17 protein-coding genes are annotated in these 15,570 nt (G+C 58.7%); 15 read left to right on the forward strand and 2 right to left on the reverse strand.

Going from position 1 to position 15,570, the window contains the following annotated elements:
• Nucleotides 1-4: 4 nt before the first annotated feature.
• Nucleotides 5-1,354: a bifunctional UDP-N-acetylglucosamine diphosphorylase/glucosamine-1-phosphate N-acetyltransferase GlmU gene (gene glmU / locus L1065_RS11050; protein WP_237095530.1), complete on the reverse strand. Its 1,350-nt coding sequence runs from the start codon at nt 1,352-1,354 to the stop codon at nt 5-7.
• A 124-nt stretch (nt 1,355-1,478) separates the two neighbouring features.
• Between glmU and L1065_RS11055 the strand changes: the two genes are divergently transcribed.
• Together L1065_RS11055 and L1065_RS11060 are read left to right on the forward strand one after the other, a co-directional pair.
• A complete protein-coding gene (locus tag L1065_RS11055; RefSeq protein ID WP_237095531.1) occupies nt 1,479-2,144 on the forward strand; it encodes an HAD-IA family hydrolase in 666 nt (221 codons plus the stop codon).
• A gap of 41 nt (nt 2,145-2,185) precedes the next feature.
• Entirely contained in the window at nt 2,186-3,385 is a 1,200-nt protein-coding gene (locus tag L1065_RS11060) for a DegT/DnrJ/EryC1/StrS aminotransferase family protein (protein WP_237095532.1), read from the forward strand.
• Here the strand turns inward: L1065_RS11060 and L1065_RS11065 are convergent.
• Nucleotides 3,382-3,852, reverse strand: a complete 471-nt coding sequence (locus tag L1065_RS11065) for a pyridoxamine 5'-phosphate oxidase family protein (protein WP_237095533.1) — start codon at nt 3,850-3,852, stop codon at nt 3,382-3,384. The genes L1065_RS11060 and L1065_RS11065 overlap by 4 nt on opposite strands.
• 139 nt (nt 3,853-3,991) lie before the next feature.
• Between L1065_RS11065 and L1065_RS11070 the strand changes: the two genes are divergently transcribed.
• From L1065_RS11070 to L1065_RS11130, 13 genes are all read left to right on the forward strand, one after another.
• Entirely contained in the window at nt 3,992-5,155 is a 1,164-nt protein-coding gene (locus L1065_RS11070) for an isovaleryl-CoA dehydrogenase (RefSeq protein ID WP_237095534.1), read from the forward strand.
• On the forward strand, nt 5,152-5,643 hold the full coding sequence (locus tag L1065_RS11075; RefSeq protein WP_237095535.1) for a lysozyme inhibitor LprI family protein: 492 nt from the start codon (nt 5,152-5,154) through the stop codon (nt 5,641-5,643). Before L1065_RS11070 ends, L1065_RS11075 begins: the two co-directional genes overlap by 4 nt.
• Nucleotides 5,640-6,017 (forward strand): hypothetical protein, encoded by a 378-nt coding sequence (locus L1065_RS11080; RefSeq protein WP_237095536.1) that lies wholly within the window; start codon nt 5,640-5,642, stop codon nt 6,015-6,017. The genes L1065_RS11075 and L1065_RS11080 overlap by 4 nt, the downstream gene beginning before the upstream one ends.
• Nucleotides 6,007-7,590 (forward strand): carboxyl transferase domain-containing protein, encoded by a 1,584-nt coding sequence (locus tag L1065_RS11085; protein ID WP_237095537.1) that lies wholly within the window; start codon nt 6,007-6,009, stop codon nt 7,588-7,590. Before L1065_RS11080 ends, L1065_RS11085 begins: the two co-directional genes overlap by 11 nt.
• Nucleotides 7,591-7,626: 36 nt before the next feature.
• Nucleotides 7,627-9,540, forward strand: a complete 1,914-nt coding sequence (locus L1065_RS11090; RefSeq protein WP_237095538.1) for a biotin carboxylase N-terminal domain-containing protein — start codon at nt 7,627-7,629, stop codon at nt 9,538-9,540.
• Nucleotides 9,537-10,193: a glutathione S-transferase family protein gene (locus L1065_RS11095; RefSeq protein ID WP_237095539.1), complete on the forward strand. Its 657-nt coding sequence runs from the start codon at nt 9,537-9,539 to the stop codon at nt 10,191-10,193. The genes L1065_RS11090 and L1065_RS11095 overlap by 4 nt, the downstream gene beginning before the upstream one ends.
• Nucleotides 10,194-11,060, forward strand: coding sequence for a hydroxymethylglutaryl-CoA lyase (locus L1065_RS11100; RefSeq protein ID WP_237095540.1), 867 nt, complete (start codon nt 10,194-10,196; stop codon nt 11,058-11,060).
• On the forward strand, nt 11,044-11,823 hold the full coding sequence (locus L1065_RS11105) for a crotonase/enoyl-CoA hydratase family protein (RefSeq protein WP_237095541.1): 780 nt from the start codon (nt 11,044-11,046) through the stop codon (nt 11,821-11,823). The genes L1065_RS11100 and L1065_RS11105 overlap by 17 nt, the downstream gene beginning before the upstream one ends.
• Before the next feature lie 120 nt (nt 11,824-11,943).
• On the forward strand, nt 11,944-12,339 hold the full coding sequence (locus tag L1065_RS11110) for an NADH-quinone oxidoreductase subunit A (RefSeq protein WP_237095542.1): 396 nt from the start codon (nt 11,944-11,946) through the stop codon (nt 12,337-12,339).
• Complete coding sequence (locus L1065_RS11115) at nt 12,330-12,863, forward strand: NADH-quinone oxidoreductase subunit B family protein (protein ID WP_237095543.1); 534 nt, start codon at nt 12,330-12,332, stop codon at nt 12,861-12,863. The genes L1065_RS11110 and L1065_RS11115 overlap by 10 nt, the downstream gene beginning before the upstream one ends.
• A gap of 29 nt (nt 12,864-12,892) precedes the next feature.
• On the forward strand, nt 12,893-13,525 hold the full coding sequence (locus L1065_RS11120) for an NADH-quinone oxidoreductase subunit C (protein ID WP_237095544.1): 633 nt from the start codon (nt 12,893-12,895) through the stop codon (nt 13,523-13,525).
• Nucleotides 13,526-13,530: 5 nt separating this feature from the next.
• Entirely contained in the window at nt 13,531-14,340 is an 810-nt protein-coding gene (locus L1065_RS11125) for a sulfotransferase (protein ID WP_237095545.1), read from the forward strand.
• Between the two features lie 3 nt (nt 14,341-14,343).
• Entirely contained in the window at nt 14,344-15,555 is a 1,212-nt protein-coding gene (locus tag L1065_RS11130) for an NADH-quinone oxidoreductase subunit D (protein ID WP_237095546.1), read from the forward strand.
• Nucleotides 15,556-15,570: the final 15 nt, after the last annotated feature.

Raw genomic sequence — 15,570 nt, forward strand, 5'->3', positions numbered from 1 at the left:
CGACTTACCCTTTATTTTTGCTGGCTTTTTTTGCGCGCAGCTTATCCATCAGGCGTTTGCCAAAGCCTGTTTTGTTGTCCTGTTTGGCCCGTGCAATCGCCAGATCACCGCTTGGCACATCGCTTGTGATCACCGATCCGCTGGCTGTCATCGCATGATCGCCCACGGTGACGGGGGCCACCAGCATGGTGTTGGAGCCGATGAACGCATCCGCCCCAATCACCGTTTGATGTTTGAACACACCGTCATAATTGCAGGTGATGGTGCCTGCGCCGATGTTGGCAGCCTTACCTACCTCGGCATCGCCGATGTAGCTGAGGTGATTGACCTTGGCGCCTTCTGCGATCACGGCATTCTTTGTCTCGACGAAATTGCCGATCTTTGTGTCCTCGGCCAGTTCTGTTCCCGGCCGCAAACGCGCGTAGGGGCCGACCACGGCACCGCGGCTGACGTGGCACCCCTCAAGATGGGAAAACGCGCGAATCCGTGCGCCGCTTTCCACGCTCACACCATTGGCAAAGACCACGTTAGGTTCAATCACCGCGTCGCGGCCGACAAAGGTGTCGTGGGCAAAGATCACCGTTTCGGGCGCTTGCATCGTCACGCCGTTTTCGAAGGCTTCCAGCCGTTTGAAGCGTTGGAAAATTGTCTCGGCGCGGGCCAGCTCTTCGCGAGAGTTGACGCCAAGGGTCTCCGCCTCGTCACAAATCACCACACCTGCGCTCAGCCCGCGGCCGCGCGCGATGCCCACAATGTCGGTCAGATAGTATTCGCCGCTGGCGTTGTCGTTGCCAACAGCATCAATCAGGTCGAACAAAACACTGGCCTTGGCCGCCACCACGCCCGAATTGCACAGGGCAATGCGGCGTTCCTGCGGGGTTGCGTCCTTGAACTCGACAATCCGTTCAAGACTGTCACCATCGGTCACAAGGCGCCCGTATTTTGCAGGGTCGTCGGCCTCGAACCCCAAAACGACCACGTCATTTGTGGCGCGGGCCTGGATCATGCCTTGCAGGGTTTGCTCTGAAATAAATGGTGTGTCGCCGTATAAAACAATCGCATCGCCCTCAAACCCTTCCAGAATATCACGCGCCTGTGCCACGGCATGCGCCGTGCCAAGCTGTTCGTTTTGCAGTGCGATTTGCGCCAATGGGTTCCAGTCCAGCGCACCTGCCTCAACCACATCCGCGCCGTGGCCTGCCACCACCACAATGCGCGACGGCTCAAGACTTTCGCCCGCCTTCATGGCATGTACCAGCATAGGCGCGCCTGCGATCTCATGCATGACCTTTGGAAGCTCGGATTGCATGCGTGTGCCTTTGCCCGCGCCCAAAATGATCAATGCAACCGCCATATCTGTCCCAATTCGCTCTCGTAATTCAGTTTCATGCGTTTTATCCGTTAGCGCACAGGGCGCAAGGGCGCGTGTGGACACATGATTTTACAGCCTCGTCACAATCGGGGCGGAAAGGTGCCGAATGGCCAGAACCGTGATTTTCGACCTAGATGGCACGCTGGCCGACACCAGCGGCGATTTGATTGGGGCGGCCAACGCCTGTTTCCGCGATCTGGGCTTGGGCGATTTGCTGGATCCTGCGCGCGATGCAGGGACGGCCCTGCGCGGGGGGCGGGCCATGTTGAAACTGGGCTTCAGCCGGGTTGATGGCTTTGATGAGGGGCATGTCGATGCCCAATACCAGCGGCTGCTGGATCACTACGCCCGCGACATCGACACGCATACCTATCTCTATGATGGCGCAATGGATGCCGTTGAAACGCTCAAGACCAGCGGTTACCGCGTCGGCATTTGCACCAACAAGCCCGAAGGTTTGGCCCGCACGCTGCTGACACGTTTGCAGGTTCTGGATGCGTTCCACAGTCTGATCGGGGCCGACACGCTGCCCACCCGCAAGCCTGATCCCGCGCCCTTTGTTGCTGCTGTCGAACAGGCCGGCGGCAAGGTGGAAACATCTGTGCTGATCGGTGATACGCAGACCGACCGCTCGACATCTGCCAACGCTGGCGTGCCAAGTGTGCTGGTGACGTTCGGTCCAGGGTCCGAGGACGTGGTGGCCATGCAGCCAGAGGCGCTTTTGGCCGATTACCGCGATCTGCCATCGGTCGTTGCGGCACTTATCGGCTAAGGATGGTTGACGGCTCGGCTTGATTGCGGCCACATATTCAAATGACTGAAATCTTTACAGGCTCTTTCACGCAACAAGAACCCATCCCCGCCGAAGGGATTGAGGCGGCAATGGCTGTGCTGCACCACGGGCGTCTGCACCGCTACAACACTGACGGCAATGAGGTGGCCGAGGCCGCCTTGCTGGAAGAAGAATTTGCCGCGCAGATGGGGGCCAAATACTGTTTGGCTTGCGCCTCTGGCGGGTATGCGATGGCCACGGCCCTGCGGGCCTGCGGTGTCAAACCAGGCGACAGGGTTTTGTCCAACGCCTTCACCCTTGCCCCCGTGCCAGGGGCGATTGCCAGCGTGGGGGCCACGCCTGTGTTTGTGGAAGTGACGGCGGATCTGACGCTGGATTTGGATGATCTGGCGGACAAGCTGGATCAGGCCCGCGTTCTGTTGCTGTCTCACATGCGCGGTCATATCTGCGATATGGATCGCCTGATGGCGATGTGTAATGCCGCAGGGGTGACGGTGATTGAGGATTGCGCGCATACCATGGGCGCCAAATGGAACGGCACATGGTCGGGGCGTCATGGTGCTATGGGGTGTTATTCCACCCAGACCTACAAGCACGTCAATTCGGGCGAGGGCGGTTTGCTGGTCAGCGATGATCCCGATCTGATGGCGCGGGCTGTGATGCTGTCAGGCTCTTATATGCTCTACGGTCGCCACCGCGCGGCCCCGCCGCCAGAGGCATTCGCGGATGTGCGTCTTGAAACCCCCAATATATCGGGGCGGATGGATAATTTGCGTGCCGCCATCCTGCGCCCACAGCTGCATAATCTGGACGCGCAAGCGCGCCGTTGGAATGATCGCTACAAGGTGCTTGAGGACGGGTTGGCCGATACGGCTGGCCTGACGCTGATCCCGCGCCCCGATCACGAAAGCTATGTCGCCTCCAGCTTTCAGTTTTTGTTGCTGGACTGGTCTGATGCGGCCATCACAGATGTGCTGTCGCGCTGTGCGGCCCGCGGGGTAGAGCTTAAGTGGTTCGGCGCCGATGACCCGCAGGCCTTTACCAGCAAATATGACAGCTGGCGCTATGCCAATCCGCAGCCGATGCCACGGACCGACCGTATTCTGAAGGGCGTGATCGACATGCGCTTGCCACTTACCTTCAACCTTGAGGATTGCGCCATGATTGCACGCATCATTCGGGCCGAGGTTGCGGCAGTGTGGCAAGCGCAAGCTGCCTAAAACATCAGGTTGCCCTGATCGCCCACATCAGGCTGCGTGCCCGTGATCTGGGATTTCGCAAATTCGAACAGGGCTTTGCCGTTGCCATCGGTGGTCCATGCTTCACCCGATGAAGGGGTAAAGCGCACCAAGCGGATATCATCATCGCTGCGCCCGTCATCAAACCACACGGCGGCCATCGGCGACCAGATTTCATCCAGTTTTTCGGGCTGTGTCTCAAGGCTCAGGGTGCCTTTGACCCAGGCATAAAGCTGGCCCTTGGCGCAGGCGACTTGATAAAGACCTGTATCACCCACCTTTGCGGCATCCGCCACATCGGTGCCATCGGCGGTGATGAACCAAATCGCATTGTCATCCTTCTTGGCGGTATGGGCCATTGGGCGGGGGGCGGCGGTATTGGGGCTAAGCATGCCTGCGCGAATATTGCTCAGGCGGTCCCAAAAGGTCTCGGTCAGGTCGTGGGCCATCGGGCATTCCTTTCATTTTAACGCTTCCGTGCCCAACGACCTGCGGGCGGCGAAGGTTCCGCTCGGGCATTGACGTGCGGGGGTGTGCGGCTTACAACTGAACAAGTGTTCAATAAACGCAGGCGGGGAGGCACGCGCGATGTTCAACGGGTTCATGCAATTTGACTTGGGCGAAGATGTGAATGCCCTGCGCGAGATGGTCCACAGGTGGGCGCAGGAACGCGTCAAACCGATGGCGCAGCAGATTGACCAGACCAATGATTTCCCGTCCGAGCTTTGGACCGAAATGGGCGAACTTGGGTTGCTTGGAATCACTGTTCCCGAAGAACACGGCGGCAGCGGCATGAATTATCTGGCCCACACCATCGCGATCGAAGAGATCGCCCGCGCCTCTGCCTCGGTCTCGCTGTCCTACGGGGCGCATAGCAACCTGTGCGTCAACCAGATCAAGCTGAACGGCACGGCCGCGCAAAAGGCGAAATACCTGCCCAAGCTGATCAGCGGCGAACATGTAGGCGCGCTTGCGATGTCTGAACCCTCGGCGGGGTCAGATGTGGTGTCGATGAAACTGCGCGCCGAAAAGCGCAACGATCATTACCGGCTGAACGGAAACAAATACTGGATCACCAATGGCCCCGATGCGTCGACTTTGGTGGTCTATGCCAAAACCGATCCCGATGCAGGCAGCAAAGGGATCACCGCCTTTCTGATCGAAAAGGAAATGACGGGTTTCAGCACATCGCCCCATTTCGACAAACTGGGGATGCGGGGGTCCAACACCGCTGAATTGATCTTTGAAGACGTGGAAGTCCCTTTCGAGAACGTGCTTGGCGAAGAAGGCCGCGGCGTTGCCGTTCTGATGAGCGGTCTGGACTACGAGCGCGTGGTGCTGGCAGGGATCGGCACGGGCATCATGGCCGCCTGTCTGGACGAGGTGATGCCCTATGTCTCCGAGCGCAAACAATTCGGTGTCCCCGTGGGGTCGTTCCAATTAATGCAGGGCAAACTGGCCGATATGTATACGGCGATGAATTCGGCGCGCGCTTATGTCTATGAGGTCGCCAAGGCCTGCGACCGCGGCGACGTGACCCGCGCGGATGCCGCTGCCTGCTGTCTTTATGCCTCTGAAGAGGCGATGAAACAGGCGCACCAAGCCGTGCAAGCCCTTGGCGGCGCTGGCTTTTTGTCTGATCATCCCGTCAGCCGTATTTTCCGCGACGCCAAGCTGATGGAGATCGGCGCCGGCACCTCGGAGATCCGTCGCATGCTTGTAGGCCGCGAGATGATGGGGGCGATGGCGTGATCAGGGGGCTGCTCATTGCGGCGCTCTTTGCAGGCGCGGCGCAAGCCAACGGTTTTGAGTTTTCGCCCGAGGCCACCGACAGCTGCACCGTCACGGCGGATGATCCGATGAGCTGTGTTATGGCCTCTGCCAATGACTGCATGTCGGGCAACCCGGGCGGTTCCAGCACAGCCGGCATGATGCGCTGCATATCGCTGGAATACGACTATTGGGACGCGCGGCTGAACGCCGCCTATCAACTGGCCTTGCAAGAGGCGGAGGCCGCCGATGAAGAGGCCAAAACCTACGGCTACACCCCGCCCAAGCTGGCCGAGCCCTTGCGCGCCATGCAACGCGCCTGGATCCCCTTTCGTGACGCGACCTGCGCGTTCGAGCGGGCCAAATGGGGCGGCGGCACGGGCGGCGGACCTGCATCGGCGGCCTGTCTGGTGCAGGAAACGGCGCGCCAAACGTTCGAACTGGAACGCGGTGTGAGGCTGACGCGGTGAGCCTTTTGCGCCGCATAGCAGGGCTGCGCTGCCCGTCATGCCGCGCGCTTGTCCCCGTGGGGATATTCCAGACGTTGCGCTGGCGCGGGGTGCACGCACCTGACAGGCTTTTTGTGATCTGTGATCAGTGCCAAACGGCGTTGCGACTGAAACAAAAGACAGCGCCAAGGCTGCTGGCGGCCATCGGCTTTTTCTTTGCGCTGATGGTTGGCGTGTTTGCGGTGGCGTTTGGATTGGCACAGGTGCCTGTTTTCCTGTCAGCCCAGAACGAATTGAACGGTTTGGGCATGATGCTGTTGCTTGTCGCGTTTGTGGTGGGTGCTTTGCAAATTTACCGGATTTACGGTGTAGAGGAGGCGGTTGATGTCGCGTGACGCACATTTGGAGGCCATCGCGTTGGTGCAAAGCGCGGTTGCCCAAGCCGCCGCAGGGGGCGGTGAAAAATCGCGTGCGCGGCATGTCGGGCGCGGCAAGATGCTGCCGCGTGACCGTGTGGCGGGTTTGCTGGATGTGGGCAGCGATTTTCTGGAAGTGGGTGCCACAGCGGCACATGGCATGTATGATGGCGCCTGTCCCGGCGGGGGCGTGGTGGCCGGTGTCGGCACGGTGCATGGACGCCAAGTGATGGTGGTGTGCAACGATGCCACCGTGAAGGGCGGCACGTATTATCCGATCACTGTCAAAAAGCATTTGCGCGCGCAGGAAATCGCCCAAGCGTGCCATTTGCCGTGTGTTTATCTTGTGGACAGCGGCGGGGCGAACCTGCCCAACCAAGACGAGGTCTTTCCCGACCGCGACCACTTTGGCCGCATCTTTTACAATCAGGCGCAGATGTCAGCGGCGGGTATTGCGCAGATCGCGGTTGTGATGGGATCGTGCACGGCGGGGGGCGCTTATGTGCCTGCGATGTCGGATGTGTCGATCATCGTCAAAGAGCAGGGCACCATTTTTCTGGCAGGTCCACCACTGGTCAAGGCCGCAACGGGCGAGGACGTGAGCGCTGAGGATTTGGGCGGCGGTGATGTGCATACGCGGCTGTCAGGCGTGGCCGATTATCTGGCCGAAGATGACGCCCATGCGCTGGCGCTGGCGCGAGAAGCGGTACGCAATTTGGGCGGGGACACGCTTCGTCCCCGCGGGGACAAAGTTAACGAAAAGTTAAACGTTAACAAAGTGTTGCCGCCAAAAGGGGATGCAGAGGACATCTTTGATATCGTTCCCGCAGACTTGCGCCAGCCTTATGATATCCGCAAGCTGATCGCGACTTTGGTTGACGGATCACAGTTTGACGAATTCAAGGCGCGTTTTGGCGAAACGCTGGTGACAGGTTTTGCCGAGATTGAAGGCATCAAGGTGGGCATCATCGCCAACAACGGGGTTCTGTTCCGTGAAAGCGCCGAAAAGGGCGCGCATTTTGTGCAGCTGTGCAGCCAGCGCAAAATTCCTTTGGTATTTTTGCAAAATATCACGGGCTTTATGGTGGGCCGCAAATACGAAAACGAAGGGATCGCACGAGCAGGGGCCAAGATGGTCACGGCTGTCGCGACCACAAGCGTGCCCAAGATCACGATGATTGTGGGCGGCAGTTACGGCGCGGGCAATTACGGCATGGCGGGGCGGGCCTATAGCCCCGCGTTTATGTGGGCGTGGCCGACATCGCGCACGGGCGTCATGGGGGCCGAACAAGCGGCAGGCGTTCTGGCGACCGTCAAACGCGATGCGGTGGAACGCGCCGGCGGCACCATGAGCGATGACGAGGAAGCAGCGATCAAAGCGCCTGTGCTGGCGCAATTCGAGGAACAGGCCCATCCGCTTTATGCCTCGGCGCGGCTTTGGGATGACGGGATTATTGATCCGCGCGACAGCCGCAAGGTGCTGGCCCTGAGCCTGCGCGCGGCCTTGAACGCGCCTATCACAGACACGCGGTTTGGCGTGTTTCGGATGTGAGGATTTAGGTATTTGGACAATAATGAAGGCAGGGTCATGCGTAAACTTCTGATCGCCAATCGGGGTGAGATCGCGGTGCGGATCATGCGCACGGCCCGCATGATGGGCATTGCCACGGTTGCTGTCTATTCGGATGCGGACGCGGATGCGCTGCATGTCAGGCAGGCCGATGAGGCGGTGCGTTTGGGGCTGGCGGCTGCGGACCAAAGCTATCTTGTGATCGATAAGGTGATTGCGGCGGCCAAGGCAACGGGCGCCGATGCTATTCATCCCGGCTACGGATTTTTGTCGGAAAACCCCGAATTTGTGGAAGCCGTTGAAGCGGCGGGGTTGGTGTTTGTGGGCCCATCGGCTGATGCGATCCGCAAAATGGGGCTGAAGGATGCGGCCAAAGCGCTGATGGAGGCGGCTGACGTCCCTGTTGTGCCGGGCTATCATGGGGCCGATCAGGATGATGCGACTTTGGCCCGTGCGGCGGCTGATATCGGCTATCCCGTTTTGATCAAAGCTGTGGCTGGCGGCGGCGGCAAGGGGATGCGGATTGTTGAGGGTGCAGATGCGTTTGCGGCCGCTTTGGACAGCGCACGCAATGAGGCGCGTGCGGCATTTGGCAACGCGGATGTGTTGATTGAAAAATACCTCAGCCAGTCGCGCCACATTGAGGTGCAGGTCTTTGGCGATGGCACAGACGCCGTGCATTTGTTTGAGCGTGATTGTTCCTTGCAAAGGCGCCATCAGAAGGTGATCGAGGAGGCCCCTGCGCCTGATGTGCCGCAAAAGATGCGCGATGCGATGGGGGCGGCGGCGGTGCGCGCGGCGCAAGCGATTGGCTACAAAGGGGCAGGGACGGTTGAGTTTATCGTCGATGCCAGTGGGCCGCTGCGCGACGATGGTTTTTATTTTATGGAGATGAACACGCGATTGCAGGTCGAACACCCTGTGACCGAAGCGGTGTGCGGTGTTGATCTGGTCGCCTGGCAATTGCGTGTCGCTTCTGGCGCGCCCTTGCCCGCCACGCAAAGCGCATTGTCCCTGAACGGCCATGCCATAGAGGTGCGCGTTTATGCCGAAGATGTGCCTGCGGGTTTTTTGCCTGCCACGGGGCGGCTTGAGCATTTGGTGGTGCCACAAGAGACGCGGTGGGACGCAGGCGTTGAACAGGGCGATGCGGTGGGCGCCTATTATGATCCGATGATTGCCAAACTGGTGGTGCATGGCACAGATCGCGCGGATGCTTTGGCGCGGATGGCGCAGGCGCTGGACGGTCTGCAGATTGCAGGGCTCACCACGAATGTAGGGTTTTTGCGGCGTTTGATTGCGGTGGATGGCTTTCAAAGCGGGCAGGTCCATACGGGGTTGATTGAGGCGCATTTGGAGGCTTTGACCCAAAGGCCTGATCCTTGTTCGCGCTCTATCGCCTTGGCGGCGGTGTCTTTGGCAGGACCACATGGGGACGGGTTTGCGCTGTGGCAGCCTTTGACATGGGATGTGACGCTTGCGGTGAATGGCACGCACCATGTGGTGCGATTGACCCCCGACACTGCAGGCTGGCAGGTGGATGTGGCCGGGCGCGTCCATTTGGTGAATGGGCGCGAGATTGACGGGCAAGTTGTGCCCGCAACAGTGGTGCAACTGGAAAATCGCGTCAGTGTATTTTGGGGCAACGATTATGTGTTCGAGCGTGTGGATCCGCTGGACCGCACGGTGCAGGTAGCGGCAGGCGACAGCGTGGCGGCGCCTATGCCAGGTGTGGTGCGGGCGCTGGACGTGGCCGTGGGCGACCCTGTGAGGGCCGGCGCACGCGTCGCAGTGTTGGAAGCGATGAAGATGGAGCAGGCCTTGGTCGCCCCGCGGGACGGCGTGGTGGCGCAGGTCAATGCCGCGGTCGGCGGGCAGGTGGCGGCGGGCGATGTGCTTGTGGCGCTTGATGTGCCAGAGGCTGCGGAATGATCCGCCTGCATCACTGTGCGCAGACGCGGTCGATGCGCACCTTGTGGGTATTGCATGAACTGGCTGTGCCTTTTGAGGTGGTGCGTCATCCCTTTGGCAAGAACCTGCGCGATCCGGATTTTCTGGCGTTGAACCCTGCAGGGCGCGTGCCTGCTTTGGAGTTGGACGGTGCCGCGATGTTTGAAACGGGCGCCATGACAGAGCTGCTTTGCGAACGCTTTGATCCAGACGGGCTTGGGCGCAGGGCAGGGCATGCCGAACGGGCAGAGTGGCTGCAATGGGTGCATTTTGCCGAAACGATCAGCCAGCATGCCGCGGCACTTACGCAGCAACATGTTGTTTTATATGAAGATTCCATGCGGTCTGCCATCGTGATGAAGCTGGAAGCGGCGCGTATCGGCAAATGCTATGAGGCGTTAGAGAGCGTGCTTGGGACGCGTGACTATTTGCTGGAGGGTGGTTTTTCGGCTGCAGATATCAGTGTGGGCCAAGCGGTGTATATGGCACGGCATTTCAAACGGCTTGAGGACACGCCTGCTGTCGCGGCTTGGTACGCACGGTGCACCGCCCGAGAGGGGTTTCAAAAAAGCCTGCCGCAAGAGGATGAGCCGCGTCTTTATGCGCAGGACTTCTATCCCGCGTGGGAGGGGTGAATGGACGACCGCGTCGAAATTGTTGAGGTGGGGCCACGCGACGGGCTTCAAAACGAGGCGCGCCCCATAGATGTTGCGCAAAAGCTGGCCCTTATTGAGGCCTGCGCTGATGCAGGGTTGCGCCATATCGAGGTTGGGGCATTTGTCAGCCCCAAGTGGGTGCCGCAGATGGCCAATAGTGCCGAGGTGGTGGCCCGATTGCCCAAGCGGGATGTTTTATGGTCTGTTCTGGTACCAAATATGCGTGGCATGGCAGGTCTTGATGCGATTGAAGATCATTTGGTTGGCGAAATTGCCGTCTTTGTTTCCGCCAGTGAAGGATTCAGTCGTTCGAACCTGAATTGTTCGATAGATGAAAGTATTGAGCGATTATTACCTGTCATAGACCAAGTAAAAAATCGTAAATTGAATGTGCGCGGGTATGTCAGCTGTATCACAGATTGCCCTTTTGATGGCCCTGTTGCGCCATCGCAGGTGGCGCAGGTCTCTGACAAGTTGATGGGGGCGGGCTGCGATAGCCTGAGCCTTGGAGATACAATCGGCAAAGGCACGCCAGAGCGGGTGGATGCGGCAGTGGCAGCCGTTTTGGATGTTGCAGAACCGTCCAGAGTTGCGGGCCATTTCCACGATACCAACGGGCGTGCGATTGAAAATGTCGCGGTGTGTCTGGAACGTGGGTTGCGAATTTTTGACAGCGCCGTGGGCGGGTTGGGCGGATGCCCTTATGCGCCGGGTGCGGCGGGCAATTTGGCGACAGAAACGCTGGTCGGCTATCTGCACGGCGCGGGGTTTGACACAGGTGTGGATGAAACGGCGCTGATGAAGGCGGCGAAATTGGCAAAGGGACTGCGTGATGGACACCATTGAGATTGAGCAAAACGCGCGCGGTGTGGCAACGCTTTGGCTGTCGCGTCCTGAAAAACGCAATGCGATGTCCGCGCAAATGATCGCGGAGCTCACGCAAGCCGCGCAAGATTTGAATACAGGCGGTGCGCGGGTGGTTGTCTTGCGCGCGCGCGGTGATGTCTTTTGCGCGGGTGGTGATCTTGGTTGGATGCGCGCGCAGATGGAGGCGGACCGCGCCACGCGTGCGCGCGAGGCACGGAACCTTGCGATGATGCTTAAAGCCTTGAACGAATTGCAAAAACCTTTGATCGGGGCAGTTGAGGGCAACAGCTTTGGGGGCGGGGTTGGCCTGATGTCGGTCTGTGATGTGGTGATCGCGCGGCCATCGGCGAAGTTTGCATTGACCGAGACGAAACTGGGCCTGATCCCTGCAACCATTGGGCCGTATGTGGTGGCCCGCCTTGGCGCGGGGGCTGCGCGACAGGTGTTTATGTCGGGGCGGTTGTTTGATGCGCCAGAGGCGGTGCGCCTTGGGTTGGTGGCGCAGGCGACCGATGATGTGGACGGGGCGATTGACGCGGAAATCACGGCTTATTTATCTTGTGCGCCATCGGCCGTGGCGGCGGCGAAATCCTTGGTTCATCGACTGGACGGCATTGCAGATGCAGCCATCGACGACAGTATCCAAGCCCTTGTTACGCAATGGGAATCGCCCGAGGCGCAACAGGGTATTGCCGCGTTTTTTGATAAACAGGCCGCGCCTTGGGTGCAGACACCGTCCTGAGCGCGGCAAATAGCCCGCGAAATCTGCCACGAAAAACATGCCCGCGCCGTTGACCCTTTGGGGGGAGAGGAGTAGGAGAGCGGTAGCCAAAAGTAGACGTGCGCAGGCATGTCCTTCGTCATGGAGACGCAAACCGTGGATACCCTTTCGACGACTGCTCTTGCCGGGCAGTACCTTCCGATCCTTGTTTTTCTGGGCCTCGCCATTGGCCTGGGCCTTGTTTTGATCCTTGCTGCGGTGATTGTCGCTATCCGCAACCCTGACCCCGAAAAGGTGAGTGCTTATGAATGCGGGTTCAACGCATTCGATGACGCGCGGATGAAATTTGATGTGCGCTTTTATCTGGTGTCGATCCTGTTCATCATTTTTGATCTTGAAGTGGCTTTCCTGTTTCCATGGGCGGTCGCCTTCAAGGATATCAGCATGGTGGGTTTCTGGTCGATGATGGTGTTCTTGGGCGTTTTGACCATCGGGTTTGCCTATGAGTGGAAAAAAGGAGCGTTGGAATGGGAGTGATGACCGGAGCCAATACTGCGGGTCTTGACCGCGAGGTTGCCACGCAAGAGTTGAACGCCGAGTTGCAGGACAAGGGTTTCCTTGTGACCTCCACGGCGGACATCATTAATTGGGCGCGCACAGGATCGCTGCACTGGATGACCTTTGGTCTGGCGTGTTGTGCGGTTGAGATGATGCACACCGCCATGCCGCGCTATGATATGGAGCGGTTCGGGACAGCGCCACGGGCCTCTCCGCGTCAGTCCGATCTGATGATTGTTGCAGGCACATTGACCAATAAAATGGCGCCTGCGCTGCGCAAGGTCTATGACCAGATGCCAGAGCCGCGCTATGTGATCTCGATGGGATCCTGCGCGAATGGTGGTGGTTACTACCATTACAGCTATTCGGTTGTGCGTGGTTGTGACCGCATCGTGCCTGTGGATGTCTATGTGCCGGGGTGCCCACCTACGGCAGAGGCATTGCTTTATGGTATCTTGCAGTTGCAACGCAAAATCCGCCGCACGGGCACGATCGTCCGTTAAGACATTTTTTGGATTTGGAGACTGAATAGATGACAGTCGAAACAATGACCGCCAGTGCCATGAACGAATTGGGCGCGCATATCAGTGCCAAACGCCCTGATTGCGTTCTGTCCTATGAGGTGGTGCGCGACGAGCTGACGGTGAATGTGGCGCTTGGTAGCCTGCATGGTCTGATCGAGTGGCTGAAAACCGACAGCACCTGCCAATTCAATACGCTGGTGGACATCACGGCTGTGGATTATCCGGGTCGCGCGCGTCGGTTTGACGTCGTTTACCATTTTCTAAGCATGTATCAGAACCACCGTATCCGCCTAAAGGCGGAGGTGCGTGAAGAAGATATGGTGCCATCCATCCATGACATTCATCCTGCCGCCAACTGGTTTGAGCGTGAGGTGTTTGACATGTTCGGCATTCTGTTCAGCGGCCATCCTGATTTGCGCCGTTTGCTGACGGATTACGGCTTTCGCGGCTATCCGCTGCGCAAGGATTTTCCGACAACAGGCTATACCGAAGTGCGCTATGACGAGGTGCAAAAACGCGTTGTGTATGAGCCCGTCAGCCTTGTGCAGGAATATCGTCAGTTTGACTTCATGAGCCCATGGGAAGGTGCGAAATACGTGCTGCCGGGTGATGAAAAGGGCGATGAAGAGGGCAAAGCCTGAGCGGGATGCGCGATCTGACGATCATATATGGCATTGGCGCCACCAAGGCGGGAACCAGCTGGCTGCATGACGCGCTGGCCGCACACACGCAGGTGCATGCCCGTGCGATCAAAGAACTGCACTATTGGTCCAGTGAGGGCGAAGACCGCCGCGCTGTGATTGAACGGCAAATGACGAAGGCCGATGGCACACGGCTGGATGACCTGCGTGATCTGGCGGATGTGATGGACGAACCGCGGGACGTGGCCCGTTATGTTGAATATCTGGCCAAGGGGCGCGGTGCGCAATCCGTGCTGATCGATAGCACGCCTGTCTATGGCACCTTGCCTGCCGAAACCCTGACACGCATGGCGGCAGCGGCCCCCGTGACGCGCTTTGTCTATCTGATGCGCGACCCGGTTGCGCGGGCCTGGTCGCATATCCGTATGATGGCGAAACGATCGGGGCGTGAACTGGGGCAGGCGGCGGATGCGCTTTTGGCAAAGTTTTCCCGTGGCGCGGCCAAGGGCATCGAGAGCCGTGGTGATTATGTTGGCACGCTAAAGCGGTTGGACGTCTTGCCGCAAAACAGCGTGTTGGTCATGTTTTACGAAGACCTGATGAGCCAGACGGGCTTTGATAGGGTTTTGGCGTTTTTGGGGCTGGCGCCGATGAAAGCCCCTTTGGACGTGCGCGTGTTGCAAGGGGCGTCGCTGCGCCTGCAAGATGATCAACGCAGCATGCTGCAACAGAAACTGGCCCCGCAATATGCGGGTGTAAACGCGCGTATGGGGCGATTGCCCGATGCGTGGCATGACAACTGGATGAGGACCTGAATCATGGACGGCTCCAAGTTTGACGACGCTCTGACGGGCGAACAGAAAATCCGTAATTTCAACATTAACTTCGGCCCGCAACACCCTGCTGCGCATGGTGTTTTGCGGCTTGTGCTTGAGTTGGATGGCGAGATTGTAGAACGCTGCGACCCACACATCGGCCTGCTGCACCGCGGCACCGAGAAGTTGATGGAAAGCCGCACGTATTTGCAGAACCTGCCGTATTTTGACCGGCTGGATTATGTGGCTCCGATGAATCAGGAGCATGCGTGGTGTCTGGCCATTGAGCGGCTGACCGAAACCGAAGTGCCACGCCGCGCGCAACTAATCCGCGTGCTTTATTCCGAGATCGGCCGCATCCTGAGCCATATCCTGAATGTGACCACGCAAGCGATGGACGTTGGTGCGCTGACGCCGCCGCTGTGGGGGTTTGAAGAGCGCGAAAAGCTGATGGTGTTTTATGAACGCGCCTGTGGTGCACGATTGCACGCAGCCTATTTCCGCCCGGGCGGTGTGCATCAGGATTTGCCAGATGCGTTGATTGACGACATCGAAGAATGGGCCATCGAATTTCCACGCGTGATCGATGACATCGACGGGCTGTTGACGGAAAACCGGATCTTCAAACAGCGTAACGCCGATATCGGCGTGGTGACCGAAAAAGATATTCAGGACTGGGGCTATTCTGGTGTGATGGTGCGGGGCAGTGGCCTTGCATGGGATTTGCGCCGTGCACAGCCCTATGAATGTTATGACGAGTTCGATTTCCAGATCCCTGTTGGCAAGAATGGCGACTGCTATGACCGCTATCTTGTGCGCATGGAAGAAATGCGCCAATCGGTCAGCATTATCCGTCAGGCGATTGTGAAATTGCGCGAGGCCACGGGCGATGTGATGGCACGCGGAAAGATGACGCCGCCGACAAGAGGCGACATGAAAACCAGCATGGAAAGTCTGATCCATCACTTCAAACTGTATACCGAAGGCTTCCACGTGCCCGCCGGCGAGGTTTATGCCGCTGTTGAGGCACCCAAAGGTGAGTTCGGTGTCTATCTTGTGGCGGACGGGACGAATAAACCCTACCGCGCCAAGTTGCGTGCGCCAGGTTTTGCGCATTTGCAATCGATGGATTATGTCGCCAAGGGCCACCAGTTAGCTGATGTTGCCGCGATCATCGGGACGATGGATGTCGTCTTTGGTGAGATCGACCGCTAGGGCAAAAAAGAAAAG

It is taken from the genome of Nereida sp. MMG025, assembly GCF_021654165.1.
GTDB lineage: Bacteria > Pseudomonadota > Alphaproteobacteria > Rhodobacterales > Rhodobacteraceae > Nereida.